Annotated in this window: 22 protein-coding genes; 6 read left to right on the forward strand and 16 right to left on the reverse strand. The window is 63.2% G+C overall.

The window, feature by feature from the left end:
- Positions 1-26: 26 nt before the first annotated feature.
- On the forward strand, positions 27-1,274 hold the full coding sequence (locus tag H3221_RS09825; protein WP_196473951.1) for an OprD family porin: 1,248 nt from the start codon (positions 27-29) through the stop codon (positions 1,272-1,274).
- Positions 1,275-1,393: 119 nt separating this feature from the next.
- The gene (locus tag H3221_RS09830; RefSeq protein ID WP_196473950.1) at positions 1,394-1,666 is read left to right on the forward strand and encodes a Rho-binding antiterminator; all 273 of its coding nucleotides are present in this window, start codon (positions 1,394-1,396) and stop codon (positions 1,664-1,666) included.
- Between the two features lie 103 nt (positions 1,667-1,769).
- Here H3221_RS09830 and H3221_RS09835 read toward each other — a convergent pair whose 3' ends face one another.
- From H3221_RS09835 to H3221_RS09875, 9 genes are all read right to left on the reverse strand, one after another.
- Complete coding sequence (locus tag H3221_RS09835) at positions 1,770-2,309, reverse strand: DUF2058 domain-containing protein (protein WP_017677480.1); 540 nt, start codon at positions 2,307-2,309, stop codon at positions 1,770-1,772.
- Between the two features lie 144 nt (positions 2,310-2,453).
- On the reverse strand, positions 2,454-3,284 hold the full coding sequence (gene mazG, locus H3221_RS09840; RefSeq protein ID WP_196473949.1) for a nucleoside triphosphate pyrophosphohydrolase: 831 nt from the start codon (positions 3,282-3,284) through the stop codon (positions 2,454-2,456).
- Positions 3,285-3,296: 12 nt separating this feature from the next.
- On the reverse strand, positions 3,297-5,540 hold the full coding sequence (gene relA / locus H3221_RS09845) for a GTP diphosphokinase (protein ID WP_196473948.1): 2,244 nt from the start codon (positions 5,538-5,540) through the stop codon (positions 3,297-3,299).
- Between the two features lie 134 nt (positions 5,541-5,674).
- Positions 5,675-7,033: a 23S rRNA (uracil(1939)-C(5))-methyltransferase RlmD gene (gene rlmD, locus H3221_RS09850; RefSeq protein ID WP_196473947.1), complete on the reverse strand. Its 1,359-nt coding sequence runs from the start codon at positions 7,031-7,033 to the stop codon at positions 5,675-5,677.
- Positions 7,033-7,938 (reverse strand): cysteine synthase CysM, encoded by a 906-nt coding sequence (cysM, locus tag H3221_RS09855; protein WP_196473946.1) that lies wholly within the window; start codon positions 7,936-7,938, stop codon positions 7,033-7,035. The genes rlmD and cysM overlap by 1 nt, the downstream gene beginning before the upstream one ends.
- 165 nt (positions 7,939-8,103) lie before the next feature.
- Positions 8,104-9,069 (reverse strand): siderophore ABC transporter substrate-binding protein, encoded by a 966-nt coding sequence (locus H3221_RS09860; RefSeq protein WP_196473945.1) that lies wholly within the window; start codon positions 9,067-9,069, stop codon positions 8,104-8,106.
- 122 nt (positions 9,070-9,191) lie between these two features.
- Positions 9,192-11,276, reverse strand: a complete 2,085-nt coding sequence (locus tag H3221_RS09865; protein WP_196473944.1) for a TonB-dependent receptor domain-containing protein — start codon at positions 11,274-11,276, stop codon at positions 9,192-9,194.
- 333 nt (positions 11,277-11,609) lie between these two features.
- Positions 11,610-12,947 (reverse strand): sensor histidine kinase, encoded by a 1,338-nt coding sequence (locus H3221_RS09870; protein WP_196473943.1) that lies wholly within the window; start codon positions 12,945-12,947, stop codon positions 11,610-11,612.
- A complete protein-coding gene (locus H3221_RS09875) occupies positions 12,944-13,654 on the reverse strand; it encodes a response regulator transcription factor (RefSeq protein ID WP_196473942.1) in 711 nt (236 codons plus the stop codon). The genes H3221_RS09870 and H3221_RS09875 overlap by 4 nt, the downstream gene beginning before the upstream one ends.
- Before the next feature lie 119 nt (positions 13,655-13,773).
- On the opposite strand from H3221_RS09875, the gene H3221_RS09880 reads away from it, so the two are divergent.
- From H3221_RS09880 to H3221_RS09895, 4 genes are read left to right on the forward strand one after another with little or no spacing between them, the layout of a single operon-like run.
- Positions 13,774-16,524, forward strand: a complete 2,751-nt coding sequence (locus H3221_RS09880; protein ID WP_196473941.1) for a response regulator — start codon at positions 13,774-13,776, stop codon at positions 16,522-16,524.
- A gap of 9 nt (positions 16,525-16,533) precedes the next feature.
- Positions 16,534-17,529 (forward strand): 2-hydroxyacid dehydrogenase, encoded by a 996-nt coding sequence (locus H3221_RS09885; RefSeq protein ID WP_196473940.1) that lies wholly within the window; start codon positions 16,534-16,536, stop codon positions 17,527-17,529.
- A 27-nt stretch (positions 17,530-17,556) separates the two neighbouring features.
- The gene (locus H3221_RS09890; RefSeq protein WP_160018405.1) at positions 17,557-17,988 is read left to right on the forward strand and encodes a hypothetical protein; all 432 of its coding nucleotides are present in this window, start codon (positions 17,557-17,559) and stop codon (positions 17,986-17,988) included.
- Positions 17,989-17,992: 4 nt separating this feature from the next.
- Positions 17,993-18,391, forward strand: a complete 399-nt coding sequence (locus H3221_RS09895) for an META domain-containing protein (RefSeq protein WP_196473939.1) — start codon at positions 17,993-17,995, stop codon at positions 18,389-18,391.
- 87 nt (positions 18,392-18,478) lie between these two features.
- On the opposite strand, the gene dinB is transcribed toward H3221_RS09895, so the two are convergent.
- The 7 genes from dinB to tssA form a co-directional block, all read right to left on the reverse strand.
- Entirely contained in the window at positions 18,479-19,537 is a 1,059-nt protein-coding gene (gene dinB, locus H3221_RS09900) for a DNA polymerase IV (RefSeq protein ID WP_196473938.1), read from the reverse strand.
- Positions 19,538-20,075: 538 nt separating this feature from the next.
- Complete coding sequence (locus tag H3221_RS09905; protein ID WP_196473937.1) at positions 20,076-21,275, reverse strand: OmpA family protein; 1,200 nt, start codon at positions 21,273-21,275, stop codon at positions 20,076-20,078.
- 37 nt (positions 21,276-21,312) lie between these two features.
- Entirely contained in the window at positions 21,313-21,750 is a 438-nt protein-coding gene (gene tssE, locus H3221_RS09910; RefSeq protein WP_196473936.1) for a type VI secretion system baseplate subunit TssE, read from the reverse strand.
- Positions 21,747-22,298 (reverse strand): type VI secretion system lipoprotein TssJ, encoded by a 552-nt coding sequence (gene tssJ, locus H3221_RS09915; RefSeq protein ID WP_196473935.1) that lies wholly within the window; start codon positions 22,296-22,298, stop codon positions 21,747-21,749. Before tssJ ends, tssE begins: the two co-directional genes overlap by 4 nt.
- Positions 22,279-23,376, reverse strand: a complete 1,098-nt coding sequence (gene tssG / locus H3221_RS09920) for a type VI secretion system baseplate subunit TssG (protein WP_196473934.1) — start codon at positions 23,374-23,376, stop codon at positions 22,279-22,281. The genes tssJ and tssG overlap by 20 nt, the downstream gene beginning before the upstream one ends.
- Entirely contained in the window at positions 23,340-25,109 is a 1,770-nt protein-coding gene (tssF, locus tag H3221_RS09925) for a type VI secretion system baseplate subunit TssF (protein ID WP_196473933.1), read from the reverse strand. Before tssF ends, tssG begins: the two co-directional genes overlap by 37 nt.
- Positions 25,110-25,138: 29 nt before the next feature.
- A complete protein-coding gene (gene tssA, locus H3221_RS09930; RefSeq protein ID WP_196473932.1) occupies positions 25,139-26,725 on the reverse strand; it encodes a type VI secretion system protein TssA in 1,587 nt (528 codons plus the stop codon).
- Between the last annotated feature and the right edge of the window lie 111 nt (positions 26,726-26,836).

Here is a 26,836-nt window from a genome sequence, read left to right on the forward strand (position 1 = left end):
CTAATAACAACGAGGAGACAAGAATAATGAGTAAGACTCCCCTCGCCCGCGCCGTGGCCCTCGCCACGCTGGGCGCCAGCCTGACCCTGCCGAGCCTGGCACAGGCTGACTTCATCGGCGACAGCAAAGCGACGCTTGAACTCCGCAATTTCTATATGAATCGCGACCTGCGCGACACGACGGCGGCCCAGCAGTCCAAGCGCGAGGAATGGGCACAGGGCTTCATCCTCAAGGCCGAGTCCGGTTTCACCGAGGGCACCGTGGGTTTTGGTCTGGACGCCTATGCGGGCCTGGGCTTGAAGCTCGACTCGTCTGACGAACGCGCCGGCACCAACCTACTGCCTAACGCCTTCGGCAACGAAGGCCCGGACGAATATTCCGAAGCTACGGGCGCCGTGAAGGTGCGCCTGTCCAAGACGGTTGCCAAGGTCGGCGGCCTGATGCCCAAGCTGCCCGTCGTCTCGTCTGGCGACTCGCGCCTGCTGCCTCAAGTCTTCAACGGCGGCATGATCACCTCGCAGGAACTCGCCGGACTGACCCTCAACGGTGGTCAACTGCGTGAAGTGAACTTCCGCAACTCCACCGACAGCCAGGACATCACCGCCACCAACGTCGGCGGCGAAAGTGATCGCTACAATTTCGCCGGCGGCGACTACAAGTTCAATGGCGGCAACACCACCGTTGGCGCGTGGTACGGCGAACTGGAAGATATCTACGACCAGAAGCTGTACAACCTGATTCACGTGCAGCCGATCGGCGACTGGAAGCTGGGCGCCAACCTGGCTTATTTCGACTCCCAGGACAACGGCCGCAAACTCGGCGGCAAACTGGATAACGACCTGACCTCGGTCAATCTCTGGGCGGGTATCGGGGCGCACACCTTCCGCGTGGGTTATCAGAAGGTCGGCGGTGACAACGCCTTCCCCTTCCTGAGCGAGACCGATCCCTACATCGTCAACTACATCCAGATTCTCGACTTCACCCGCAAGGATGAGAAATCCTGGCAGGCGCGCTATGACGTCAACTTCGCCAGCTATGGCATTCCGGGCCTGACGGCATTCGTCCGCTACGTGACTGGTGACGGCTTCGACGGCGTGGGTGGCGCAAGCGGCAAGGAATGGGAACGCGACGTGGATATCAGCTACATCATTCAGGAAGGCCCGTTGAAGAACCTCGGCGTGCGCTGGCGTAACGCGATGGTACGCTCCAATGCGAGCATCGGCGATCTGGACGAAAACCGCCTGATCGTCAGCTACACCATCCCCCTGATGTAAACACTCCAGCCACACGAAAACGCCGCAACGCCTGTATCGGGTTGCGGCGTTTTTTATCTGCCTGGAAAACATCGGAGCCATTTCTCGACTAGGCTCTGGCGATCTCGGAGAAGAACTCGATGGACGACTACCAACCCCTGGCCTGCGACCTCTACGACTACCTGGAGATCGCCTGCATGCATCACTATCAGCTGGATATCGAACTGGTCGACGGCGCCCACCTTCAAGGCGAGGCGCTGACCACCGAGACGACAGCGAGCAAGGAAGAATTTCTGCTGGTGCGTACCGCCGACGGCGAACAGCGCCTGCGCATGGATAGCCTGCTGGCGATCACCCCACAGAATGCGGGCGCCAGCTTTGGCCGGGTGCTATTGAGCGGCAATCGCTGCTGAACGCAACGCACCTACGAGTAGGGTGCGCCATGCGCACCAGCAGCAATCGCACTAAACCACGGTGCGCACGGCGCACCCTACGCGAGCGTGCAGAACCGCTGCGTTACCACATCAGATCATCGGGAATCTGATAGGCCGCGTAAGGATCGTCGGCATCCGGCTCTTCGACATGGGTGTTGAGCAGGACGATGCGCGAGGCATCGCGCTCCTGAATCTTCAACGCCGCCTCGCGCGGGATGATTTCGTAACCACCACCATGGCGGACGATGGCCAGCCAGCCGTTGGACAGTTTGTTGCGCACCATGGTGTTGACCGGCAGGCGCTTGACCTTCTTGTCATCGACGAAGTTGTAGTAGTCCTCGCCGTCGAGCTTGGGCAGGCGTGAACGCTCGATCAGTTGCTTGACCTGCGCCGCGCGGGCTTTCTGCTCGGCTTTTTCCTGCTGCTGACGATTCAGCTCCTGATCACGTGCGGCCTTTTCGGCTTGCGCCTGCAGCGCGGCCTGGCGGGTGCTGTCATCCAGTTCGGCCTGGCCCTTTTGCACCAGACGCTTCTGCTTTTGCTGTTGCTTGCCAGCCTGCTTGGCCTGTTTTTCATTGACCAGGCCGGCTTTGAGCAGCTGGTCGCGCAGGGAAAGACCCATGACTAAAGATCCCGAACATGATTCAGTTGCGGCAGCGACGCAGATTCGCGCTGCCAATCCAAGGCGCCCAGCATAAGGGCTAAGCAGCGGCGGCTCCAGCCCGAAAGCCAAGCCGCAACCCGAATACAATCCGGGCGGCATCCATCAACAGCCTGGCGCCTGCTTTTCCAGCTTCTTGGCCTCGCCCCACAGCGCATCCAGTTCCTCCAGCGAGCAACCGTCCATGCTGCGCCCGGCCTCACGCACGCTGTGTTCGATAAAGCGAAAGCGCTGCTCGAACTTGCCGTTGGCCGCGCGCAATGCCGCTTCCGGGTCGACCTTCAAGTGGCGCGCCAGGTTGGTGACGACGAACAGCAGGTCACCGATCTCCTCGGCCACCGCATCGGCGTCGTTCTCGCTCATGGCTTCGAGCACTTCGTCCAGCTCTTCGCGCACCTTGTCCACCACCGGCAGTGCATCGGGCCAGTCGAAACCGACCTGGGCTGCACGCTTCTGCAGCTTGGCCGCACGCGAAAGCGCCGGCAGCGCGCTCGGTACGTCATCGAGCAAGGACAGCTGCTCGGGCGCAGCGGCCTTCTCGGCGCGCTCCTGTGCCTTGAGTTCTTCCCAGCGTTGCTTGACCGCCGCTTCCTCCAGCTTCGCCATATCCGGCGCGCCATACAGATCGCCATCGGGGAACACATGCGGATGGCGGCGAATCAGCTTGCGGGTGATGCCATCGACCACCCGGGCGAAGTCGAAACGCCCCTCTTCCTGCGCCAGCTGGCTGTAATAGACCACCTGGAACAGCAGGTCGCCGAGCTCACCCGGCAGATGCTCGAAGTCGCCACGCTCGATGGCGTCGGCGACCTCGTAGGCCTCCTCCAGGGTGTAGGGCACGATGGTCGCGTAGTTCTGCTTGAGGTCCCACGGGCAGCCGTGTTGCGGGTCGCGCAGACGGGCCATGAGGTGCAGCAGGTCGTCGAGTTGGTACATGAATACGTCCTGTCATGCCACGCGGTGGCGACGCGCCTCGATGATATTGGGCAGCTGACCGATACGCGCCAGCAGGCGGCCAAGGGCATCGAGCCCTGGAATCTCCACGGTGATCGACATGGAGGCGGTGTTGTCCTCCTTGTTCGAACGGGTGTTGACCGCCAGCACGTTGAGCTTCTCGTTGAGCAACACCTGGGTCACGTCACGCAGCAGACCGGAACGGTCGTAGGCCTTGATGACGATTTCCACCGGGTAGGTCTGTACCGGCACCGGCCCCCAGCTCACCTGGATCATCCGCTCCGGCTCGCGCGCAGTCTGCTGCAACGCCGTCGGGCAATCCTGACGGTGAATGGTGACGCCACGCCCCAGAGTGATGTAACCGACGATCGGGTCGCCCGGCAGCGGCTGGCAACAGCCGGCCATCTGCGTCAGCAGGTTGCCGACCCCCTGGATCTGGATATCGCCCCGCTTGCCCGGCTTGAAGCCCTGCGCCTTGCGCGGAATCAGCTCCAGCTGCTCGTTGCCGCGCTCCGGCTCGAGCAGTTGCTGAGCCAGGTTGACCGCATGGGCCAGGCGCACGTCGCCGGCGCCCAATGCCGCGAACAGGTCCTCGGCGGTTTTCAGGTTGGCCTTCTCGGCCAGCTTGTCGAAGTCCGCACCGACCAGGGCCAGGCGCGCCAGCTCGCGTTCGAGCAATTGCTTGCCGGCGGCGACGTTCTGGTCGCGATCCTGCAGCTTGAACCAGTGGACGATCTTGGCCCGTGCGCGGCTGGTGGTGACATAACCCAGGTTGGGGTTGAGCCAGTCGCGGCTGGGGGTGCCCTGCTTGCTGGTGATGATCTCCACCTGCTCACCGGTCTGCAGGCTGTAGGTCAGCGGCACGATACGGCCGTTGATCTTGGCACCCCGGCAGTTGTGGCCGATCTCGGTGTGCACGCGGTAGGCGAAGTCCAGCGGCGTGGCGCCCTTGGGCAGGTCGATGGCGTGACCGTCGGGGGTGAAGACGTAAACCCGATCCGGCTCGATATCGACGCGCAGCTGTTCGGCCAGGCCACCAATATCGCCTAGCTCCTCGTGCCACTCGATGACCTGACGCAGCCAGGAGATCTTCTCTTCGTAGTGGTTGGAGCCGGATTTGACGTCGGTGCCCTTGTAGCGCCAATGCGCGCAAACCCCCAGCTCGGCCTCTTCGTGCATGGCGTGGGTGCGAATCTGCACCTCCAGCACCTTGCCCTCCGGCCCGAGCACGGCGGTGTGCAGCGAGCGGTAGCCGTTTTCCTTGGGATTGGCGATGTAGTCGTCGAATTCCTTGGGAATATGCCGCCACAGGGTGTGCACGATGCCCAGGGTGGTGTAGCAGTCACGCACCTCTGGCACCAGCACGCGCACCGCACGCACGTCGTAGATCTGGCTGAACTGCAGGCCTTTGCGCTGCATCTTGCGCCAGATCGAATAGATGTGTTTCGCCCGGCCGCTGATGTCGGCCTTGATGCCGGTAGCTTCCAGCTCCTGGCGCAGATGATCCATGGCGTCGTTGATGTACTGCTCGCGGTCCAGACGTCGCTCGTGCAGCAGTTTGGCGATCTGCTTGTATTGCTCCGGCTCCAGATAGCGGAAGGACAAGTCTTCCAGCTCCCACTTGATGTGGCCGATACCGAGGCGGTGAGCCAGCGGTGCATAGATGTCGAACACCTCGCGTGCCACGCGCTGACGCTTCTCTTCGTCGGCTTCCTTGACCGCGCGAATGGCGCAGGTGCGCTCGGCCAGTTTGATCAGCGCCACGCGCACGTCATCGACCATGGCCACCAGCATCTTGCGCAGGTTCTCGACCTGCGTCTGCGAGCCGACCACCACCGATTCACGCGGATTGATACTGGCGCTGATCGCCGCCATGCGCAGCACACCTTCGATCAGCTTGGCCACCACCGGACCGAAGCGCTGGTGCACCGCAGCCAGGGTGATCTTGCCTTCACGCACGCCGCGATAAATGATCGCCGCGACCAGCGAATCCTGATCGAGCTTGAGATCGGCGAGGATTTCCGCGATGTCGAGACCGGCACGGAATGTCGATGCGTCCTCACTCCAGTGATGCGGTGTGGTATTGGCCTGCTGCTCCAGATCACGGGCAAACTCGCAGGCTTCTTGCAGCGCCTGACGATCCAGCGCCGGATCGACGCGCGTGACATGCTCCAACCAGGCCTCGAGATTGATGCTGCCGTCATCGTTGACTGGCTGATGCGCTCTCACCTGAACCATCGTCTTACCTTCCCTACGGCGCGCATAGGTCGCACCGAGCAGTCGCCGGCCTTCTCTGAGCCGGTCGGATTAACTGAAAGAATGCGCATCCTGCACATCCCTGCGGTACCGAACGTACCGCTTTGGCCCAAGACCTAAGTCTCGGGTTTTTCGAATAGAGCCATCGCCTCGACATGCGCCGTCTGCGCGAACATGTCGAGAATCCCGGCACGGCGCAGGCGATAGCCCTGCTGCACCAGCTCGGCCGCATCGCGCGCCAGGGTGGTCGGGTTGCAGGAGACGTAGACCAGGCGCCGCGCGCCCAACTCACTCATCCCACGCACCGCCTGCAACGCGCCATCACGCGGTGGGTCGAGCAATACTGCGCTAAAACCGCCACGCGCCCAGGCCTCGTCAGCCAGCGGCTTGGACAGGTCGGCACGGAAAAAGTGCGCATTGCCCAGGCCATTGTCGTGCGCGTTGCCAGCGGCCCGCTGCACCATCGCTTCGACGCCCTCCACCGCCACCACTTCAGCGGCCTGACGCGCCAGCGGCAGGGCGAAATTGCCCAGGCCGCAGAACAGATCCAGCACTCGCTCGCCAGGCTGTACTGCCAACCAGTCTAGCGCCTGGGCGACCATCGCCTCGTTGACCAGACCATTGACCTGCACGAAATCGCCCGGCCGATAGGCCAGTTGCAGTTGCCAGCGCTGCAACTCAAAACCCAGCTCGGCAGACGGATCGTCAGGCTGCGGCTGCCCTTCACCCTGCAACCACAGCTGCGCACGATGCTCGCTGCAGAATGCGCGCAGGCGGCTCAGATCAGCCGCCGCCAGCGCTGCCGTGTGACGCAGCAGCAACGCTTCGGCAGTACCACTGAACAGTTCCACGTGCCCGACTGCCTGCGGTTTTTCCAGGCTGCGCAGCAACGCCGGTAACGCGCGGAAAACAGGCTGCAAAGGCTGTACCAGCACCGCACACTCTTCGATGGCGACGATGTCCTGGCTGGCCTCGGCGCGGAAGCCGACCTGCAGGTGACGCGCCTTGGCGTCCCAGCGCACAGCGATACGCGCGCGGCGGCGATAGCCGAATTCAGGACCGGCCAGCGGCGCCGCCCATTCATCCGGCTGCACACCGCCCAGGCGTGACAGCTGCTCGGCCAGCGTGCGCTGTTTCAGGGCGAGCTGATCGGCGTGAGGCATGTGCTGCAGATTGCAACCACCGCAGCGGTCAGCGTAAATGCACGGTGCCTCACGCCGCTCGCTGCTGGCGGTGATGATGCGTTCGGCGCGCGCCTCGACAGTCTGACTGCGGGCGCTGAGTACCCGCGCCTCGACCTGCTCGCCAGCCAGTGCACCGCTGACGAACCAGGTGCGCCCGCCTTCGAAGGCGATGCCGCGGCCGTCACCCGCCAGGCGCTCGATGGCGAGCTTCTGCTTCTTGCCGACCGGAACCTGCGCAGCGCGACTGCCGCCGCTGGGCTGAAAGCGCAGGTTGGAGCTGCGTCTAGCCATCAGTGCGCCGGTTCTTCGTAAACACCGGTGGACAGGTAACGGTCGCCGCGGTCGCAGATGATCGCTACCAGTACCGCGTTTTCCACCTGCTGCGACAGGCGCAGCATGCCGGCCACCGAACCGCCGGACGAAACGCCGCAGAAGATGCCCTCTTCCCGCGCCAGGCGCCGCATGACGTGCTCGGCCTCGGCCTGGCCCATGTCCATCACCTGATCGACGCGTTCGGCCTGATAGATCTTCGGCAGGTACTCCTGCGGCCAGCGACGGATGCCGGGAATGGCCGAGCCTTCCTGCGGCTGCAGACCGACGATCTGGATCGCCGGATTCTGCTCCTTGAGGTAGCGCGAGGTGCCCATGATGGTGCCGGTGGTACCCATGGAGCTGATGAAGTGGGTGATGGTGCCGCCGGTCTGGCGCCAGATTTCCGGGCCGGTGCCTGTGTAGTGCGCCTCGGGGTTGTCACCATTGGCGAACTGGTCGAGCACCTTGCCACGCCCTTCGGCCTGCAGCCGCTCGGCCAGATCACGAGCGCCCTCCATGCCCTCCTCCTTGCTGACCAGGATCAGCTCGGCACCATAGGCGGTCATCGCCCACTTGCGCTCTGCGGTGGAGTTGTCCGGCATGATCAGGATCATCTTGTAACCCTTGATCGCCGCCGCCATCGCCAGGGCAATACCGGTGTTGCCACTGGTGGCTTCGATCAGGGTGTCGCCAGGCTGGATATCACCACGCAGCTCGGCGCGATTGATCATCGACAGTGCCGGACGATCCTTGACCGAACCGGCCGGGTTGTTGCCTTCCAGCTTGACCAGCAGGGTGTTGCTGGTTTCACCGCCCAGGCGTTGCAGGCGTACCAGGGGGGTATTGCCGATGCAGTCGGCAATGGTGGGGAAATGCAGGGTCATGGGTCGCTCGAATCCAGACTGAGGCGAAGGGGCATCATGATACGCCGAACCCGTCGCTTCATCACGCCATGATCGGTTGCAGGGCGTGATCAAGCCTTGCCCCGGATGCAATCCGGGATTGTCTGGTCGTGACCCGGACTGCATCCGGGCCATATGCCACTTCTATTATTGCTCGGCAGCGAAAGCCTTCAGAGTGCTCATCAGCCCCTGGTAGCCACCAGTGGCGATGTACCAGGTCGCCGGCTCGAGATAGAACACCTTGCCATCGATCCAGGCCTTGCTGGCTGCTATAGCGGCATGCTTGCCCAGGGTTTCGTCGGCCTTGCCCTCGCCACCGGTCGCCGCACCACGATCGAGGACCACCAGCCACTGCGGCTGTTCTTGCAACGCTGCCTCCAGGCGCACCCTCTGCCGCTCGCGCAGTTGCCTGGCCTCGGGCGAATCCGGCGCCGGGCGCCCCTGCGCAACGCTCGCCGGGTCCACCGATTCGACCACAGAGCGAGTACCCAGCACGTCGTTGAGCATGCCGAAACGCTCGCCCGGCGCGTGCAGCATCAGCGCGTCATTGACGGTGAACAGCGTCAGCGAACTCAGGCCGGCCGACTTGGCATGAACCGCCGCCAGCTCCTTGTTCAGTTGCGCTTGCAGTTGCGCAGCCTGCTCCTGCTTGTCGAAGATTTCGCCCAACACCTGCAGATTGCGCTGAACGCCCGCCAGGAAGTGGTCGGGAGCGATGCTCAGATCGATGGTCGGCGCCAGTGCCGAAAGCGTCTCGAACTGATTGCTGGAACGACCGCCAATGATGATCAGGTCAGGCTTGAGGCGTTGCAATGCCGCCTGATCCGGCTCGAACAGGGTGCCGATTTTGACGCTCTCGCGTCCTGCGTATTGGGCTTTCAGGTAAGCCGGCCCGGCCATCTGCGGCACGCCAGCAGCGGCGATGCCAAGGGCGTCGAGCGTGTCGAGCACGCCCAGATCGAAAACAGCGACGCGCTTGGGCGCCTCGTTCAGTGTCAGCTTGCCCTGGCCATGTTCGATGGCCAGCGGGTAGGCGGCCTGGGCGGTCGACACGGCGCACATCAGCGCGCCAAGGTACAGCAGGTTCGTCAGGGTACGCTTGAACAGCGTCATATCTCTTTCCTCGCTTTTTGAGTGTCCGTCATGTTCGGTGCAATGCCGTGGCAGCGCGCCAGGAGCTGGCGGCAAGGGCCACCCGGAGAGGCTCCTGGGCGGCCTGGGCGATGCACTGCGGGTCAGAAGTTCTGAGTCAGGCCGAACACGTATCGCCTGCCATCGAGGTTGTAGGCATAGTCATCCTCGGTGGTGACTTCCTTGTTGGTGACGTTGTACACGCCGAACTTCAGGCTGAGGTCCCTGGTCGGCCTGTACACCAGACCGATGTCGGCGAAGGTATAGGACGGGTAGGTCACGCCGTTGCTGGACGCGCCGCTGGTACCGGTCTGCCAACGACCGGATGTCTCGCCCCGGTAGTTGAGCTGGGTCCAGAGGTTCAATTTCTCCGTGGCCTGCCAGTCCAATGACACGTTGAGCATGTGCTTGGCCATGTCGTTGAGCGGCTCGCCCTTGTACTGGCCGGTCTTCTGCTCCGTGCTGGTGTAGGTGTAGCTGTGGCGGTACATCAGGTTATCGAGCAGCTGGTAATCGAGGGTGAACTCCACGCCCTGCAACTCTGCCTCGTCCACGTTCTCGTAGGCGGTGTAGCCATACGGGTGCGCCGGATAGGTGGTGCCGTTGTATACGCAGGGCACGTTCGGCTGGCAGACGCGGCCAGTGCGGTTGATCTTGTCCTTGTAGTCGGTCTGATAGACCGTCAGGGTCGTGCTGAGGCCCAGATCGAAGTTTTCGTAGCCGATGCCGATCTCGCGGTTGAGGCTGGTCTCCGGCGTCAGTTCGGGGTTACCGATGATTACGCCGCCCCTTGAGCTGGAGCCAAAATCGGTTGCGGCCTGGCGCAGGCTGGGCGCCTTGTAACCGGAGGTCACGCCGCCCTTGAGGGTGAAGTTCTCGGTCAGGTGATAGACGGCATAGACCTTGGGACTGACTTCGCTGCCGAACGCCTCGTTGTCGTCGTAGCGGGCACTCAAGGTCAGCGACAGGTCGTCGGTCAGGCTCCAGTTGTCTTCCAGGAAGATCGAGTTCTGGTAGCGCTCCATCTCCACTACGGCATCGGCAACCGGCACGACCGGCGGACGCAGGCCGCTGCTGGCACCGTCCTTGAGCTCTTCGTACTTGTGAGTCAGGCCACCTGTCAGCGCATGGGAGCCGAGAAAATAGGTCGCCTGGGTGTTGGCCGTCAGCACGTTGTACTCGATGCCATTGCCGGTATTGGCGTTGACACGGGTCGGGTTCTCCGAGGTGTCGTAGTTGACGTAGGTGTCCAGCAGCAGGTTGTCGTAACGCCCTTCATGAGTAATGGCGTAGGTCTTGAGGATCGACTCGTTGTAGCTCGGCTCGTCGGCCACGTCGATGCTCTTGCCCGGATTGGCCCAACGGCGTTGCAGCGCCTCGTTGTAGTTGAAGGTGACCAGGTTCTGCTCGTCGATGTTCCAGCCCAGCTTGCCGCCCAGGTTGCTTCTTCTATATCTGGGGTCGGAGGCCGCACTGTCGTCACTGCCGAGGAAATGGCTTTCGTCCTGGTGCAGGAAGGAACCGTTGACCTGCAGGGCCAGCACATCCTCGATCAGCGGCGCATTCAGATAGGCGCTGGTCTGATAACCGTCCTCGTTCACCTTGTTGGCGCTATCGGCCAGGCTGTACTCGGTGGTGATGCTACCGGCGAACTCGTTGCGGATTTTCTTGGTGATGATGTTGATCACCCCGCCCATGGCATCGGAGCCATACAAGGACGAAGCCGGGCCACGAATGACTTCGATGCGCTCGATCGCCTCGATGGGTGGCAGAAAATTGATCGGCGTACCGTTCTGCGTACCGTTGAGGCCGAAGGAGTCGTTGCCCTGCATCGGCCGCCCATCGATCAGAAACAGCGTATAGCCCGAGGTCATGCCACGGATCTGGATCGAGCGCTCCACGCCGCCACCGGCAATCTGCACCCCGGCCACGTTCTTCAGCGCGTCGGTGATATCGGTATAGGAGCGTTTCTTCAGTTCTTCTGCGGAGATGACCGTGATGGCGGCGGGAGCATCCTTGACGCTTTGCTCGAACCCTGTGGCGGTGACCACGACCGCCCCAAGCTCCAGTTGCTCGGTCTTCTCGTCGGCACCCGCCGAACAGGCCAGCGAGGCCAGCGTGACAGCCAGCAGGGTTTTGTTGAATAGAGGCCGAGACGATGCAGCGAGACGTCGCTGGTTGAGTGACATGTGGATTGCTCCCAGTGATCAAGGTAAATCGAGTTGTCGGCTTGTTTCCAGCGGCCGTCCTGCACAGGAACTCGAACCCTGCACGCCCCCGGACTTAGGCTTCGCTGGCTGACCCATCTCGGAACATCGGCGGCATGCTCCGCCGTGATCAGCGCGAGCAGCCGGCATGTGATGGCCGAGACAACTAGAAAGGGCCGTGGCAAAGCCTCGGATGGACAACACGCCATCGAGAGCGAGCACTAGGAAGAAAAAGAAGCGCTACTACTTGCCGGCCCTGTCGGGTCAGGCGCAAATAGTAAGAATTTACATTTGAGAGTAAATCTAATTTACGAACTATACACTTTGCAGCCGCAGTTTCAGACGCAGCCCAGGCCTGGCATTTTCCGCCCACAGGTGCCCGCCCTGAGTCGCGATCATGCTGCGCGCGATGGCCAGCCCCAGGCCGAAGCCGTCACCCCCCGGACGGGCCGCACTAAGGCGGGTGAAAGGACGGAAGATGGTCTCAAGCTCGCTCTCGGCGACACCGGCCCCCTGGTCCTCGATCCACAACAGCCATTGCCCACCATCGCGCTGTCCGGCCAGGCGCACCACTGCGCCTTCAGGCGAGTGGCGAATGGCATTGCGCAGGATGTTCTCCAGCGCCTGCGCCAGGCCGTTGAGGTTGCCCAGCACCCGGCAATCGGCCGGCAGCTCGCAGGGCATGCGCTCGATGGGCCAGCCGGTCTCGAAGCCGGCGTTCTCGCGCAGCACATCCCAGAGCCTGCCGATGTCCACCTCTTCCAGCGGCAAGCTGGGCCGTTCGGTGTCCAGCCAGACCAGTTCCAAGGCATCGCCGACCAGTTTTTCCATCTCCTCGACTTCACGCACCAGGCGTTGACGCAGGGCCTCGAGGTCCTGCTCGCTCTCCCCCGCCACACGCAAGCGGGCCAGCGGCGTACGCAGTTCATGGGACAGGTCGCGCAGCAGCTGGCGCTGGAACGCCACGGTGCCCTGCAGGCGCTCGGCCATATGGTCGAAGGTTCGTGCCAGCTCTCCCAGCTCATCCTTGCGCTGCGTCACCTGCGGCCCGAGCCGGGCAGACAGGTCGCCTGCACTGAGTGCCGCGGCCTGACGCCTGAGGATCGCCAGCGGAGCGATCAGCAGGCGATACAGCAGAACGGCTACGACCACAGCCAGCACGGCCGGCAGCACGCGCTGCAGCAGCAACTCCCATAGCTCGTTGTACTTGCGCGGGTTCAACCGCTGCGGCAACTCCATGACCAGCCGGGCATTGCCGTCGCTGAAAGGAATGTAAAAGGTCGGCGTGCCGCCTGGCCGCCCTACCGGGAACTCAAGCCTGCGCACGAAATCGAGGCGTTGCGCCTGTTCGGCCGTCAAGGCTTGCGAGGACAGCGAGTCCTTGTGCTGGTCGACCACCACGGCCCAGACCTGCTCACGCTCCTGCAGCCGCTGCACAAAGGCATCGACACCTGCTGCGCCCTCCTCACGCCACGCTGCTTCCGCCTCCCGGGCATAGCCTTTGAGCGTCTGCCGGGTGGACTCGGGCAAGTAGGACGTGGCATCGATCAGCACGCGGCCAACATCCACATGCAGACTGACCAGCAACAGGCAAAACAGTGCAAGCGCTCCGGCCAGCCGCCAGAGCAGCGAATGTCGCCCCGGCAGGTTCATGCCCCAGCCTGCGTCAGGATGTAGCCCTTGCCCCAGACGGTATCGACACGCGTCGCCTCGTAACCGACGGCCTGCAATTTACGACGGATATGGCTGACGTGCATGTCCAGGCTCCGGTCGTGCTGGGCGTAGGCACGGCGCAGCGCCTGCTGATAAAGGAAGGGCTTGCTCAAGGCCTCGTCCTTGTGTCGCCAGAGCAGCTCCAGCACCCGGAATTCGCTGGGCGTCAGGCCGACCCAGTCACCACGGAAGGCCACATCGCTGCGTCCCTCGTCGAACTGCAAACCGTTGCCCTCTGCACTCGACTGCGGCTCGCGGCGCTCATAGGCGACACGCCGCAGGATCGCATCCACGCGAACGCTCAGTTCGCCGAGACTGAAGGGCTTGGGCAGATAGTCGTCGGCGCCCTGACTGAAACCGGCGATGCGGTTCTGTTCATCGCCCAAGGCAGACATCAGTAGAACCGGCACACTGCGGCGCTGACGCAATTGCTGCAGCGCCACCAGGCCATTGGTGCCGGGCAGCAGGATATCCATCAGGATCAGATCGAAATCCTCGTTCTCAGCCAAGCGCAACCCATCGCTGCCGTCATGGCTGAGGGTCACGTCGAAACCACGGGCCATCAGGTGAGATTGCAGGTGACTGGCAAGCAGCGGGTCGTCCTCGACAGCGAGGATTCGGGTTGGAGAAGCGGGGCTGACATTCATGGAGAGAAACCGACAAGGCAGAATGAGAACAATTCTACCTACTAAACGACAATCGCTCACCTACAGATTCCGGCGCGCTGAATCGCTACACTGCCGGAACGTCACTCAGGAGGAACGTCGTGTTCAAGGATCTAGGCATCAAAGGCCGTGTGCTGCTGCTCACCCTGTTCCCCACCAGCCTGCTGGCGCTGGTGCTGGGTGGCTATTTCACCTGGGTGCAGCTGTCCGGTTTGCAGACGCAGTTGCTGCAGCGCGGTGAGATGCTGATCGAACACCTGGCGCCCCTGGCGGCCCCCGCGCTGGAACAGAACGCCCTGAATAAACTCGAGCGCATCGCTCAGCAGGCACTGGAGCATCCGGATGTGCGCGCGGTGGGTTTCCTTACCCCTGAACGCACGTCGTTGGCACACGCCGGGCCCAGCATGCTCAACCCATCGCCCGGCGCTCAGGCAGGCGTCAGCCTGCTCAGCGGTCAGGACGCCACGCGTTTTCTGCTACCGGTCTACGACCAGCACCTGGTGCTCAACGACGACTTCGCCGAGGACCGCCAGCTGGAACTGCTCGGCTGGGTCGAACTGGAGCTTTCGCATCAGGGCACCTTGCTCAGCGGCTACCGCAGCCTGTTCGCCAGCCTGCTGCTGATCGCCGGTGGCCTTGCCGTCACCGCCCTGCTCGCCCTGCGCATGGGCCGCAGCATCAACGAGCCACTGCGCCAGATCAAGGCCGGTGTCGCCCAGCTCAAGGACGGCCACCTGGAAACCCGTCTACCACCGCTGGGCAGTCATGAGATGGACGAGCTGGCCGCCGGTATCAACCGCATGGCCGAAGCCCTGCAGAACGCACAGGAAGAACTCCAGCACAGCATCGAGCAAGCGACCGAGGACGTGCGGCAGAACCTCGAGACCATCGAGATCCAGAACATCGAGCTGGACTTCGCGCGCAAGGAGGCCCTGGAAGCCAGCCGCATCAAGTCCGAGTTCCTGGCCAACATGAGCCACGAGATCCGCACGCCGCTCAACGGCATCCTGGGCTTCACCAACCTGCTGCAGAAGAGCGAGCTCAGCCCGCGCCAGCAGGATTACCTGTCGACCATCGAAAAGTCCGCCGACAGCCTGCTCGGCATCATCAACGAGGTGCTCGACTTCTCCAAGATCGAAGCCGGCAAGCTGATGCTCGAATCCATCCCCTTCAACCTGCGCGATCTGCTGCAGGACACCCTGACCATCCTCGCACCGGCTGCCCACGAGAAAGAGCTGGAACTGGTCAGCCTGATCTACCGCGACACCCCCCTGGCCCTGCGCGGTGATCCGTTGCGCCTGAAGCAGGTCCTGACCAACCTGGTCAGCAATGCGATCAAGTTCACCCGCGAAGGCACCATCGTCATGCGCGCCATGGTCGAGGACGAAAGTCCCGATAGCGCGCAGTTGCGCATCAGCGTAATGGATACCGGCATCGGCCTGTCGGATGAGGACCTGCGTGCGCTGTTCCAGGCCTTCAGCCAGGCCGATAACTCGCTCAGCCGCCAGGCCGGTGGCACCGGCCTCGGCCTGGTGATCTCCAAGCGCCTGATCGAGCAGATGGGCGGCGAGATCGGCGTCGACAGCACGCCGGGCGAAGGCTCCGAATTCTGGGTCACCCTGACCCTGCCCAAGGCCCGCGACGACGCCGAAGACCTGCCACGTGCCGTCTTCCAGGGCCGCCGCGTGGCCGTGCTGGAAAGCCACGAGCTGGCACGCCAGGCGCTGACCCATCAACTCGAAGACTGCGGCCTGGAGGTGGAAAGCTTCGCCGACCCCGACCAACTCTTCGATGCAGTGAAGCAGCGGCAGAACCACGAACAACCGCTGAGCCTGGCTGTTCTTGGCATCACCGCCAGCCAGCTACCGCCCGATACCCTCGGCCAACGCATCCAGGAACTCGAGCGGCTCGGCTGCAAGGCCCTGGTGCTGTGCCCGACCACCGAACTGGGACTGTTTCACGACTCGCTGCCCGATGCCTACGCGCAACTCCAGGCCAAACCACCCTGCACACGCAAGCTGTACAAGGCGCTGGTGGAACTGGTCAGCCCGCAACGCCCGGCCAGCGAGTCGCTGACCATCAGCAACACGCGTCGCCCGCAAATCCTCTGCGCCGACGACAACCCGGCCAACCTGCTGCTGGTGCAAACCCTGCTCGATGACCTCGGCGCTCAGGTCACCGCCGTGGACAGCGGCTACGCGGCGATAGAAGCGATACAGCGCGACAGCTTCGATCTGGTGTTCATGGACGTGCAGATGCCCGGCATGGATGGCCGCGAAGCCACCGAAGCGATTCGCCAGTGGGAAAGCGAGCAGGGTCGTAGCGCCACGCCAATCATCGCCCTCACCGCTCACGCCCTGGCCAACGAGAAGCGCGCCCTGCTGCAAAGCGGCATGGACGACTACCTGACCAAGCCGATCAACGAACGCCAACTGGCCCAGGTGGTGCTCAAGTGGACGGGGCTGAATCTGCGCAACCAGCCCAATCAGAGGATTGCACCGTCTGCTGCGCCGCAGTCGCAGCCCAAGGTACTCGACGCCGAAGAAGGCCTGCGCCTGGCTGCAGGCAAAGCCGATCTGGCGGCGGACATGCTGAGCATGCTGCTGGCCGGTCTGCCCGGTGACCGCCAGGCCATTCGCCAGGCACGTGATGCCGGCGAGCGCACCACACTGATCGAGCGGGTCCATCGCCTGCACGGCGCCACGCGCTACTGCGGGGTGCCGCAGCTGCGCATGGCCTGCCAACGCAGCGAGACGTTGCTCAAACAGGACGACCCCGAGGCCCAGCGCGCCCTGGACGAACTGGACGCCGCAATCGCGCGCCTGACCGAAGCGGCGGCACAAAGCGCCTGAGGAACTGCCATGCGTATCTGCCTGTTCAGCAGCAAGACCTACGACCGTGAGTCCTTCATGGCCGCAAACGGCTCGCCCGATTGGCACCTGCAGTTTCATGAAGCACGCCTGACCCACGACAGCGTGGCCCTGGCCAAACGCAGCGAAGTGGTCTGCGCCTTCATCAACGACGACCTGTCAGCGCCGGTACTTGAACAGTTGGCCGCTGGCGGTACACGCCTGATCGCCTTGCGCTCGGCCGGCTACAACCATGTCGACCTGATAGCCGCGCAGCGCCTCGGTCTGCCAGTGGTGCGCGTACCGGCCTATTCACCACATGCCGTGGCCGAACATGCCGTGGCCCTGGTGCTGGCGCTGAACAGGCGCATCCACCGCGCGTTCAACCGCACCCGCGAGGGGGACTTTTCCCTGCATGGCCTGACCGGCTTCGACTTGCACGGCAAGACCGTCGGCGTGGTTGGCGGTGGCAAGATCGGCCAGGTATTCGCCCGCATCATGCATGGCTTCGGTTGCCAGGTACTGATCTACGATCCATTCCCGCTGACCGGGCTCGGTGACCTCGGTGCACGCCAGGCAGCTCTCGAAGAAGTGATCGCCAGCAGCGACATCCTCAGCCTGCACTGCCCGCTGACCGACGACAGCTACCACCTGATAGACGCTGCGCGTCTGGCTCAGATGAAACGTGGCGCGATGCTGATCAACACCGGTCGCGGCGCACTGGTCGACGCACCGGCACTGATCAAGGCGCTGAAAAGCGGCCAGCTCGGCTACCTGGGTCTGGATGTCTACGAGGAGGAGTCGGAGCTGTTCTTCGAGGATCACTCCGACCTGCCCTTGCAGGACGATACCCTGGCGCGCCTGCTGAGTTTTCCCAACGTCATCGTCACCGCGCACCAGGCCTTTCTCACCCACGAAGCGCTCGACGCCATCGCCCGCACCACCCTGGACAACATCGCCGCCTGGCTCGCCGGCCGGCCAATCAATGAGGTCAAGGCCGGCGCGTGATAGCATGCCGGCTGATCTGGAGGACCCATGGCCGAACACGATTTCCGTTATTCCCTGCTCAACCCGCAACACACCCTCACCGAGTGCCGCGCACTGGCACCGGGTCGCTACCAGGTCACCGGTAACGGTGGCTCGATCAAGGCCAACGACGTGCTGCTGGTCACCCTCAAGGGCAGCCGCGACCTGCACATGCGCCTTGACGTGGAGAAGGTTCGTCACCTGATCAATCCGCCCGGTCAATGGCTGGCCGTGTGCAAGGGCCCGCAGTTCAAAGAGCTGGCCATTCACAACTGGCAAGTGAACTGCGACAGCTGCGGCAAGCAGCTGGATTTCGAATTCGCCGTCGATGCCGCGCTCGGCAAGGCCGCACATGCTCCGGCCGCCGAGGCCCGCATCGCCGAACTGGGCTGGCGCAACGACGCTGGCCGTCACCTATGCCGCACCTGCCAGGAGGCCTGACACCATGTACCGCACCCTGCCCCTCGCCTTGCTCGCCGCCACACTGGTCGGCTGCGCCAGCGACGCCCCGCAGCTGGAAACCGAACGCAGCTACCAGGTGGAATGGATCGGCGAACGCCCACTGATCGACCGCAGCCACCTGACCATCACCTTGGCCGCTGACGGTCGCGCTCACGGGCATGCTGGCTGCAACCACTGGTTCGCCGGCTACACGCTGAAAGATGACGCCGTCCGTTTCGAAACCCCGGGCAGCACCCGCAAGATGTGCGCACCCTCGTTGATGGAGCAGGAGCAGCGCTTCCTCGCGGCCTTGACTGAAGTGCAGCGCTGGGACTTCAACGACATCGGCCAGTTGCAGCTGTGGCCGGCCAGCGGCAAGCCGATTCGCCTCTGGCCGCAATGATCGAGCCGCGTGGATACGCTGTGGGAGGCGCTTGAGCGGCGACGTCTTTATCGATGCTCGCGGCTAAAGCCCCTCCCACAACTGCAGCTACGCGAACAGCTCCAACTGCTCCTGCCGGCCGCGCAGATCATGCAGCCTGACGCCCACACCGAGCAGCCGCACCGGCTTGTCGCCACGGGCGAAAGCGTTGCTCAGCAATAGCCGGTAGCTTTCCAGATCCCGACTGGCACCCGCCTGCTCCAGGGTGGTCTGGGTGAAATCATGAAACTTCACTTTGACGAAAGGCTTGTCCGGTCGATAGCTGGCGTCCAGACGCTGCAGGCGGCCGTTCATCTCCTCGAGCAGCGCCGGCAGTTTCTCCAGACAGCTCTGCAGATCCGGCAGATCCTGATCGTAGGTGTTCTCCACGCTCAGTGACTGGCGGCGGCTGTCCACCTGCACGGCACGTTCGTCGATGCCGTGGGCCAGGCGCCACAGGCGCTCGCCAAAACTGCCGAATTCGCGCACCAGCGCCAGCTTGTTCCAGTCCCGCAGATCCAGACAGGTACGAATCCCTAAGCGCGTCAGCTTGTCAGCCGTGACCTTGCCGACACCATGCAGCTTGTTCACCGGCAAATCAGCCACGAAAGCATCGACCTGATCCGGGGTAATGACGAACAAACCGTTCGGTTTGCGCCAGTCGCTGGCGATCTTGGCCAGAAACTTGTTCGGCGCGACGCCTGCCGACACGGTGATGTGCAGCTCCTGCGCCACGCGGCGACGAATTTCCTGGGCGATGCGCGTGGCGCTACCAGCGAAATGCGGCGAGTCGCTGACATCCAGATAGGCCTCGTCCAACGACAGCGGCTCGATCAGGTCGGTGAACTGACGAAAGATGCCGTGAATGTCACGAGAGACCGAGCGGTACACCTCGAAGCGCGGTTTGACGATCAGAAGGTCCGGGCACAACTTCAGCGCATGCCGCGACGACATCGCCGAACGCACACCATAGGCACGCGCCTCGTAGTTGCAGGTGGCAATGACCCCACGCCGCTCGGCCGAACCGCCAACAGCCAGCGGACGACCGGCCAGGCTCGGGTCGTCACGCATCTCGATGGCGGCGTAAAAGCAGTCGCAGTCGATGTGGACGATTTTTCTTTGAGTCATAACGTATTGATTTTAAAGGCCACTAACAAAGAAAACCGTCTAACGGCACCCGCTTTTCCGACGCTGTATACCGCCTGGATTTGCCGAACTTCACCCGCCAATCAACCGACGAACGGCGCCCCATGTTACCCGCCCACAGACCGGAGAGCATCGACATCCGTCGTAAAGCTCCGTCTCGTCCTCTCCGGCTTCATCCCTCACCCTGGCGTCGGCGCTACTAAGCTCGGCCGCAGGATTACCCTGCCCCCTTTCACGTTCACCGCATCGAGCACCGCCATGATCAGGCGGGCGCCTTGCAGCTGGCCGGTGCGCAAGGATCGTCGGCGTACTCGCCGCGCTCGCAGGGATCGGGCTGCAGCACCTCGGCCTTGCTGCAGGCGAATCAGGGACGGGAAAACTGTTCCAGCCCGCCAACTGCGGCCAGGTCGACAGCGGTCTGGATGCTCAGTTCGCCTGGGCGTGCAGTGAGCCGCCGACCAGCAGCTCAACCTTCACTGATCGGCGCGCGGCTGCAGGTCACGAATTGAGAATGATCGGCTTAATGCATTGGCGAGGTACAGGCTCCCACCGACGGTACCAGTTGAATGTCGACACGCCGATTGCTGCGGCGTCCACTCTCGGTTTGGTTATCCGCAATCGGCTGTTCAGCGCCTTTGCCCTGGGTGACAAAACAGCTGTCGGGGATGTCGCCCACGCTTTGCATCCACTGCTTCACGGCCTCGGCCCTCTGCCGTGACAACACGCGGTTGCGCTCTGGATCGCCCGAGGTATCGCTGTGCCCAGTGATGACAATCAACCAGCCCGGTTGCGCCTTGATGTCGATCAGGCTGTTGACCAGGACTTTGGTCGACTCGGGTTTGAGTTCGGCGCGGCCCGGCGCAAACAGCACCCGACTGTCGAGGTGCGTGAGATTTTTTGCTTGCTGCGCAGGCGCCGTCGCTGAAAACACCGCAGGCGACAGCCACTCTGTTTGGGCGCTCGTGCTCCCTTTTACCCACCAGCCGAACAGCCCGGCCAGCAGGATCATCAGCACGAGTAGCCAAAGCCATAACGACCTCAGCGCCCGCTGTGCAACGGGTTCGGCGCCAGGCTCCGTGGCATCCAGCTTGAGCACGATAAAGGCCGGCGCAGCGCTTGCTCTTGAACACGCGCCCACAGGCTGGCGCGTGACGGCCACTGTCTCATCTGCCTGCGCTGCAAGGGGTGGCGCTCCCTCTGTGACATCACTTGTCAATCGCTGTAACGCACCGTGCAACTGTTTGCACAAGGCCTGCAAAGGCACCAGCGGCATCTGAACCTGCATCTGCAGTCGTTCACTCAGCTGACGCAACTCATCATCAAGCCGGCTGAGTTCCGGTAACTGGGCACGGGTCAGTTCCTGTTGTCGAAAGAGCGGCTGCAGTTGGGTGAATAGCCAGGCCAGTATCTCCAGGCGAGCCGGGAGTGCGGGGGGCCACAGGCGCTCCCAGCCCTGGGCGAGCAGCCGATTGAGCAAACACAGCGCATCGCCCATGCCGGCGAGCCCGTGCAGGTGCGAATGAGCCAGAGCGAAGGCAGCGGCCGATTGCAGCTCCACTCCGTTCTCGCGAAACAGCTCGATGGTCAGTTGCTGCACACGTGCCCAATCCATATCGGGGCATGCAGGATGATTCAGCTTGGCAAGCTCCCCGCTCAGCGTGATGAATGCGGCACGTTGGCCGGGATCACCGCCAAGGCGCAGGTTTTCCTCTGTCAGCATGGACCTGCGCCCCCTTTCATGAGCAACGTTCCTGTCATCACGGTGCCAGGTACTCGCGTTGTTTCAGGTGACGCATCAGCACCCTGCCCTCAGGGGCAAGCGTGGCACCGAAGGTCGCGCACATGCCGTCGTGCAGCTCCACTGCAACGGTATATTCCAGATGGCCGGGAAGGACTTGCGGGAGCAATTCGATATCGACCCTGGCCAGGCGTGGCTCGTACTTGAGCAGCATCTTGGTCATGGTGCCCATCAGCCCGTGGGCGCTACCGGGCATCCCGTGCAGGATCTGGCTCATGTCCGGCAATCCATAGTCCGGCAGATGGCTGAGGGTGCCGGCAAGGCAGTTGAGGGTGCGCTGCAGGTTATCCAGCACCGACAGCAAGACCTGGTCCTCCTCCCGCACGCGATGCAGATCGAGCTCGCCGGTGAAGTTCTGCAGCAGCAGTTCGTAAAGCGACGGATTCTGTTCACTCACCACCAGGAATCCTTTTTCGGCAGTGGCACCAGGCTCAGCGCGTTGTCGCCCAATTCGATCACCCGAGGCTGGTCCGGCTCCAGATCCTCGCGAGCCAGCACGACGCGCCAGGTGTCCTTGCGCATCTCTGGCGAGCGGAACAGTGCGACCACGGCAACGTACTGCGCATCTGGAGACAGTGGCACGTTCAGTTGTGCCCCCTCATCGGGCTTCACCAGCAGCCGCTGCGAATCCAGCAGGTCTGCACCCAGGACGCGATCGCCCTCGTCGAGCAAACTCTGGTAGTCCGCCGAGTCGAGGGACTTGCGCGCCTTCAGTTGATAAACCCGCACCAGCGTCGAAACCGACAGACCGGACATGTCGGTGCTGTCGGTATTGAGTGCCGCCCGAGCGTTCAGGTCCAGATGCAGGACTTTGACCTGCTTGTAGAAAATGCCCTGCGCAACAGTGCTGCCTCCCTCCACAGCGCGCTGCGTCAGCCCGCAGCCGCCAAGCATGCAGGCAAGTGCCACGACGGCCAGTGGCGTCTTAAATTCGATACGCGACATGCTGTGTCTCCCTGGTTTTCGTGTTGTCGGTCAATCCCTGATAGCGGCCGAGGTTGATGGTGATGCCTGGCTGATCAGCATGATCTGGATGTTCAGGATCCAGGCCCAGCAATCCGGTCAGCCCCAGCCATACCGGCAGGCCGCCCAGCACCGGTTTGGGCAGGCATTTCACCGGCAAGGTGAGCACAAGCTTGGCGGTGCAACGCCAGCCCAGGTACACCCGCAGAAGCACCAACAGATCGGCGTGCAGTTGTCGCCCTGGCAACCACCCCTGGGCTTCGGTGAGGTCCTCGGTGATCAGCTCCAGCCGCACCTGGCTGTTGGCATCCGCGCCCATGGCTCCCAATGGGGTGCCCTGAGAGAGGCTGACCGGGTTTTCTCGCGACAGACGGGTCGGTTGAGCCAGTGGCACCTTGCGTGGCCAGTGCGGCGTTACCCGTACCTGGGTGTTCGGTGCCAACAACTTCACCAGGGCACCGATGCCCTCGGCATTTCGTGTCGGCAGGCGCATCACGCTGAGCAGGGCCAGGAAGCGCGAGACCGGCGTGGCGACATGGTTCGCCGTACCTGGGATGCCCAGGCCGATCAGGCCCAGCAGGCACTGCGAGGTCTTGTCAGTCCCGCCCGCCTCGAAGGTGGCCGGGTAGGAGTACTTGCGCCAGATTCGGTAGAACTGGGTGAAGATGCGGTGGTTGAAGATGTCGAGGAAGGCCTCCAGTGCCTCATGCCCCTCGCGACGCTGGGCGATGTCGTCCAGGTAGGCCGTCGGCAGTGGCGAGTCGACACCGTACAGACCAAGCAAGCGCGTGCGCACCGTCGGAGGACGTTCTGGGTGCTCCTGGTCGTACTCGATGGCCTTCAGCTCGCCAGCGGGAAACCCCATGCCGGGATGCGGACGAAAGCGTACAGCATCGTCATGGGGGCGAGTCGTCGTGCCCAGCGGTGGATTGTCCGGCGCCGCCGCTTCAAGCAACTGGCAGAAGCGGTACACATTGGCTTCGGCAATGCGCCCCGCCACGGCCTCCAGCAGGCCACTGGCCTTCAGCCTGGAATACGCTGACTGTGGTTCTCGTTCCATCGCAGGCACTTTCCGGTGGGTTGCAGGATCAGCGTGAGCTGGTTGAACAGATGGATATCGGCATACAGGGCGAAGAAGCGATTGAGCATCTCGCCGAACAGGCTGATGTCGCCTTCGCCGCTGAAGCCGTTGGCGTCCAGCGTTACCTCGATGTCCACGCCGCGCAGCAGGAAGCCCTTTTCGAAGCGCTGGATCAGGTGATGGCGCACCTCGACGATGGCCGCCAGGCGCCGGCGATTCAGTTCGCTGTGAGTCCAGTCATAGAGCGCCAGAGTGCCGCGCAGCACTTCGGCGTTGTCCAGCATGGGCAGGAAGTTCGAGCCCAGGTGGCTCAATACCCGCCAGTGGAATCGGTCCTGGTTGGGCGGGTAGCACGGCAGCGTCGGCGCACAGAGGTTGCGCACCTTCAGACCGGCCAGCGGCGACTTCACCAGTGAGTCCAGCAAGGTGCTTTGCAACGCCTTGCGCGGGAGTTGGCCGTTGGTGCCGGTCAGACGCAGGGACAGGCTTTCGGTCTCGCTCAGGCGATCGGCATCGAATCCTTCACCGCCGAGTATCAGCCAGGTGTCGTGCATGCCATTGGCACCGCGTTTCATCCGCGTATGGAAGTAACGCTCCGGCGCTTCATCGCGCAGCATGCCGCCCTTGTGGCGGAAACTGGTGAAGGGTACGTAGTCGCGCTGGGTCGAGTGCCTGGAGGACGAAACGCTGTCCACCGAATAGATCTCGGTGTGGCCATCCTGCAGACGCATCGGCCGCAACAGATAATCGGTCTGCAGGGGCATCAGCGTCAGAGGGTCGGATTCCAGAACGAACAGGTTGATCACCGGCACCGCGTGGAGTCGAACATGTTCGGCCGTCACCACGAACTCATGCGGCCACTGCTCACTCAGCACCACGTCCAACTCGAAGCCTGACAGCTCCGACACAACGGGCATCTGTTCAAGACCGCAGAGCGTGACGAACATGAATTTCTCGCGGAAGGTGAAGTACTCCAGCAGTAACTGGTAACCGCTGAAGGCACTGTCGCCCTTGGGCCACAGCCGGTCATCATCACCAAAGCCCCTGGGCGAGAAATGGCCATCGAGCTGCACGCGGTCGGCCTGGCCCGGTACCCGCACGTAGAGTGCCTGGGCGTTGAGCGTCAGGGCGCGATGCAGCGCACAGGCCAGCGGACCATCGGCATTGAGGTACAACGGCAGGCGGCTGAGGTCGTTCAACGACCAGTCCGCCAGGTGGCTACAGGCGAAGCGCAGGCGCAAGACCGAGCGCCCGTCCGGCTCGCTGGTCACGCGCACCGACTCGATGGTCATCGGGTTCAGCGTCACGTCCTGGGTGGTGGTATAGCGGCAGCGTGTCCGTTTGGGCCCGACCGGCTGCGACAGGACCTCGAAGCCTCTGGGAATGGTTTCGCAGCGTTTCATCTCGCGAATGTCTGGCACCAGTTCGACCACCGACAGCGAGGGGATGGTGCGCAGATAGTGCGGCCACAGCAGGCTGACCAGGCCTTCGGTCAGCTCCGGCAGGTCGTCGTCGAGCTTCTCGCGCAGGCGTCCCATGAGGAAGGCGAAGCCTTCGAACAGCCGCTCCACGTAAGGATCGCGCGCACCGGCCTTATCCAGGTTGAGTTGCGCCGCCCGATCCGGGAACGCCTCGGCAAACTCCTTGCCCGCCTCACGCAGGTAGCGCATTTCTGCATCGAAATAGCGCAGCGTCAGATTGTCCATGCTCACCACTGAATTCCCCAAAAAGTAAAAGTCGCTTAACCACACAGCACGGCAGCGCGAACCGGATCGACGGCCACCAGGGCAGACAACAAGCCATCCATGCGTTGCGCCAGGCTCGCCTTGTCTACGTCATTGCGCTGCGCTTTCTGTCGCAGCAGCTTGAGCAGGCGTGCCTTGACCTCGAACCCCAACTCCGGCTCCCAGGCATTTAACTGTTGTTGCTGGGCAACGCTGTCGAGTTCGGCCAGGAGATGAATCGCCAGGTCGCTCTTGCCGTATTGCTCGGCCACCCGCGCCATCAGCAGGCGCAGCAGCCAGCGCTGCCGGCCGGTATTCACGTCGGGCCGTGCCGCCAGCCAGGCCAGCGCGGCCTCGACGCCATCGCTGTCGGCCTGGGCCAGTGCTCCGCTTTCCAGCGCCAGAATGTCATCTGTTGCCGAGGTGGCGATGACGGCCGTGGATATCCAGGTGGCCGGCTGATTGCCGCTGACGTGCTGCGTGATCCACTCGCGGGTGGGCTCATCGGCGAACGGCGTGCCGTCGTTCCAGCACAGTTGTTCGAGCCCCGGCAGGCGCTCGAGGAGCATCCTCAGGTCACACGTGATGATGTCCGCCCAGCCCTCGTAGGGAACGCCCAACTTGCTCAGGCCCTGGTAGAGGTACCACTGCAGATCCAGCCAGAAGTGGTTCACCCCTTCGGCATACATCCGCTCCACCTGATCCAGCAACTCGGTCCAGTTCTGCTGCACGTAGAGACGCTTGAGGTGTGCGCGGTACTCCGTGCGCGGCGGCGCCAGGCGGGTATTACCGTTGGCCTCCTGTGGCGGCGATTGATGCACGGTATCCCAGCGCAGGCTGGTCAGCAGACGGTGGGCGGCCAGCCAGCCCTGGGGTTGGTCACGCAGGTAATTGGCCAGGGCCTTGCCGCTGTCCAGCAGATCGCGGCCAGACTTGATCGCCGGCACGACCGGCGCCTTCGTGTGGGAAGGGGGTTCACCCTGCGCGGCACTGTTCTGCGGGACCAAGGCGTTGACGCCGCCCGATTGGGTGAGGCGCGCGCCCAGGGCCGCATACAGCGATCCCAACTCCGGCCGCTCAGCTTCCGGCCACGCCGCAACGATCTGTTCCAGCCAGGCCAACGCGGCAACGGTGCGCTGCGCCTCGGCTTTGACCACCTCGGGGAACAGCGACAGGCTGTCCAGCACCTTGCCGCTGGCCACCCACTCCAGCGCCATGCGCCGGCTGTTCGGACGCACCGGCAGCACCTGGCCGGCGAAGCGTTCGAGTAGCGCCGCCAGCAGTTCCAGGCCATCGGCGAGCCCCGCCTCACCATCACGTTGCGTACGCGCCCAGAGGTAATAGGTGGCGATCCGCAGATCCTTGCAGCGCTGCTTCAGCAGTTGCTCGGCCAATCGCATCACCCGCTCGACATTCGCCCCGGACAGCTTGTTGACCTCCTCGCGCATAAGCTGGAAGTCGTCGTCATAGCCGGGGTCCTGCCCCACGACCGATGCTGGGCTGATCGGTGCAAGCCACGCTTCCCAATGAGCCGTCTGCGCCTTGGCCAGCGCTACGGCATCCTGCCCGTCCAGGCAGGTAGACATCAGTTCTTGCAAGGTCATGGGCGCATCCTGAATCCATTCATGTGCGGCAGGTGTTCGAACGCATCGAGGTTGGCGTAAGGCAGGGATTGCCCCTCACCCACCTCGAAGATCGTCAGCGGCAGCGAAAAG

The organism is Pseudomonas chaetocerotis, from assembly GCF_015712105.2.
Lineage (GTDB): Bacteria > Pseudomonadota > Gammaproteobacteria > Pseudomonadales > Pseudomonadaceae > Aquipseudomonas > Aquipseudomonas chaetocerotis.

Bases quoted from the DNA above. Each gene is read 5' to 3' on its own strand.
- H3221_RS09890 (WP_160018405.1), top strand. From the start codon at position 17,557: ATGGCCGAACACGATTTCCGTTATTCCCTGCTCAACCCGCAACACACC.
- tssJ (WP_196473935.1), bottom strand. From the start codon at position 22,298: ATGTCGCGTATCGAATTTAAGACGCCACTGGCCGTCGTGGCACTTGCC.
- cysM (WP_196473946.1), bottom strand. From the start codon at position 7,938: ATGACCCTGCATTTCCCCACCATTGCCGACTGCATCGGCAATACCCCC.
- mazG (WP_196473949.1), bottom strand. From the start codon at position 3,284: ATGTACCAACTCGACGACCTGCTGCACCTCATGGCCCGTCTGCGCGAC.
- H3221_RS09860 (WP_196473945.1), bottom strand. From the start codon at position 9,069: ATGACGCTGTTCAAGCGTACCCTGACGAACCTGCTGTACCTTGGCGCG.
- H3221_RS09875 (WP_196473942.1), bottom strand. From the start codon at position 13,654: ATGAATGTCAGCCCCGCTTCTCCAACCCGAATCCTCGCTGTCGAGGAC.
- H3221_RS09835 (WP_017677480.1), bottom strand. From the start codon at position 2,309: ATGGGTCTTTCCCTGCGCGACCAGCTGCTCAAAGCCGGCCTGGTCAAT.
- rlmD (WP_196473947.1), bottom strand. From the start codon at position 7,033: ATGGCTAGACGCAGCTCCAACCTGCGCTTTCAGCCCAGCGGCGGCAGT.
- H3221_RS09825 (WP_196473951.1), top strand. From the start codon at position 27: ATGAGTAAGACTCCCCTCGCCCGCGCCGTGGCCCTCGCCACGCTGGGC.
- H3221_RS09895 (WP_196473939.1), top strand. From the start codon at position 17,993: ATGTACCGCACCCTGCCCCTCGCCTTGCTCGCCGCCACACTGGTCGGC.
- H3221_RS09885 (WP_196473940.1), top strand. From the start codon at position 16,534: ATGCGTATCTGCCTGTTCAGCAGCAAGACCTACGACCGTGAGTCCTTC.
- tssG (WP_196473934.1), bottom strand. From the start codon at position 23,376: ATGGAACGAGAACCACAGTCAGCGTATTCCAGGCTGAAGGCCAGTGGC.
- H3221_RS09865 (WP_196473944.1), bottom strand. From the start codon at position 11,276: ATGTCACTCAACCAGCGACGTCTCGCTGCATCGTCTCGGCCTCTATTC.
- H3221_RS09830 (WP_196473950.1), top strand. From the start codon at position 1,394: ATGGACGACTACCAACCCCTGGCCTGCGACCTCTACGACTACCTGGAG.
- dinB (WP_196473938.1), bottom strand. From the start codon at position 19,537: ATGACTCAAAGAAAAATCGTCCACATCGACTGCGACTGCTTTTACGCC.
- H3221_RS09905 (WP_196473937.1), bottom strand. From the start codon at position 21,275: ATGCTGACAGAGGAAAACCTGCGCCTTGGCGGTGATCCCGGCCAACGT.
- relA (WP_196473948.1), bottom strand. From the start codon at position 5,540: ATGGTTCAGGTGAGAGCGCATCAGCCAGTCAACGATGACGGCAGCATC.
- H3221_RS09870 (WP_196473943.1), bottom strand. From the start codon at position 12,947: ATGAACCTGCCGGGGCGACATTCGCTGCTCTGGCGGCTGGCCGGAGCG.
- tssA (WP_196473932.1), bottom strand. From the start codon at position 26,725: ATGACCTTGCAAGAACTGATGTCTACCTGCCTGGACGGGCAGGATGCC.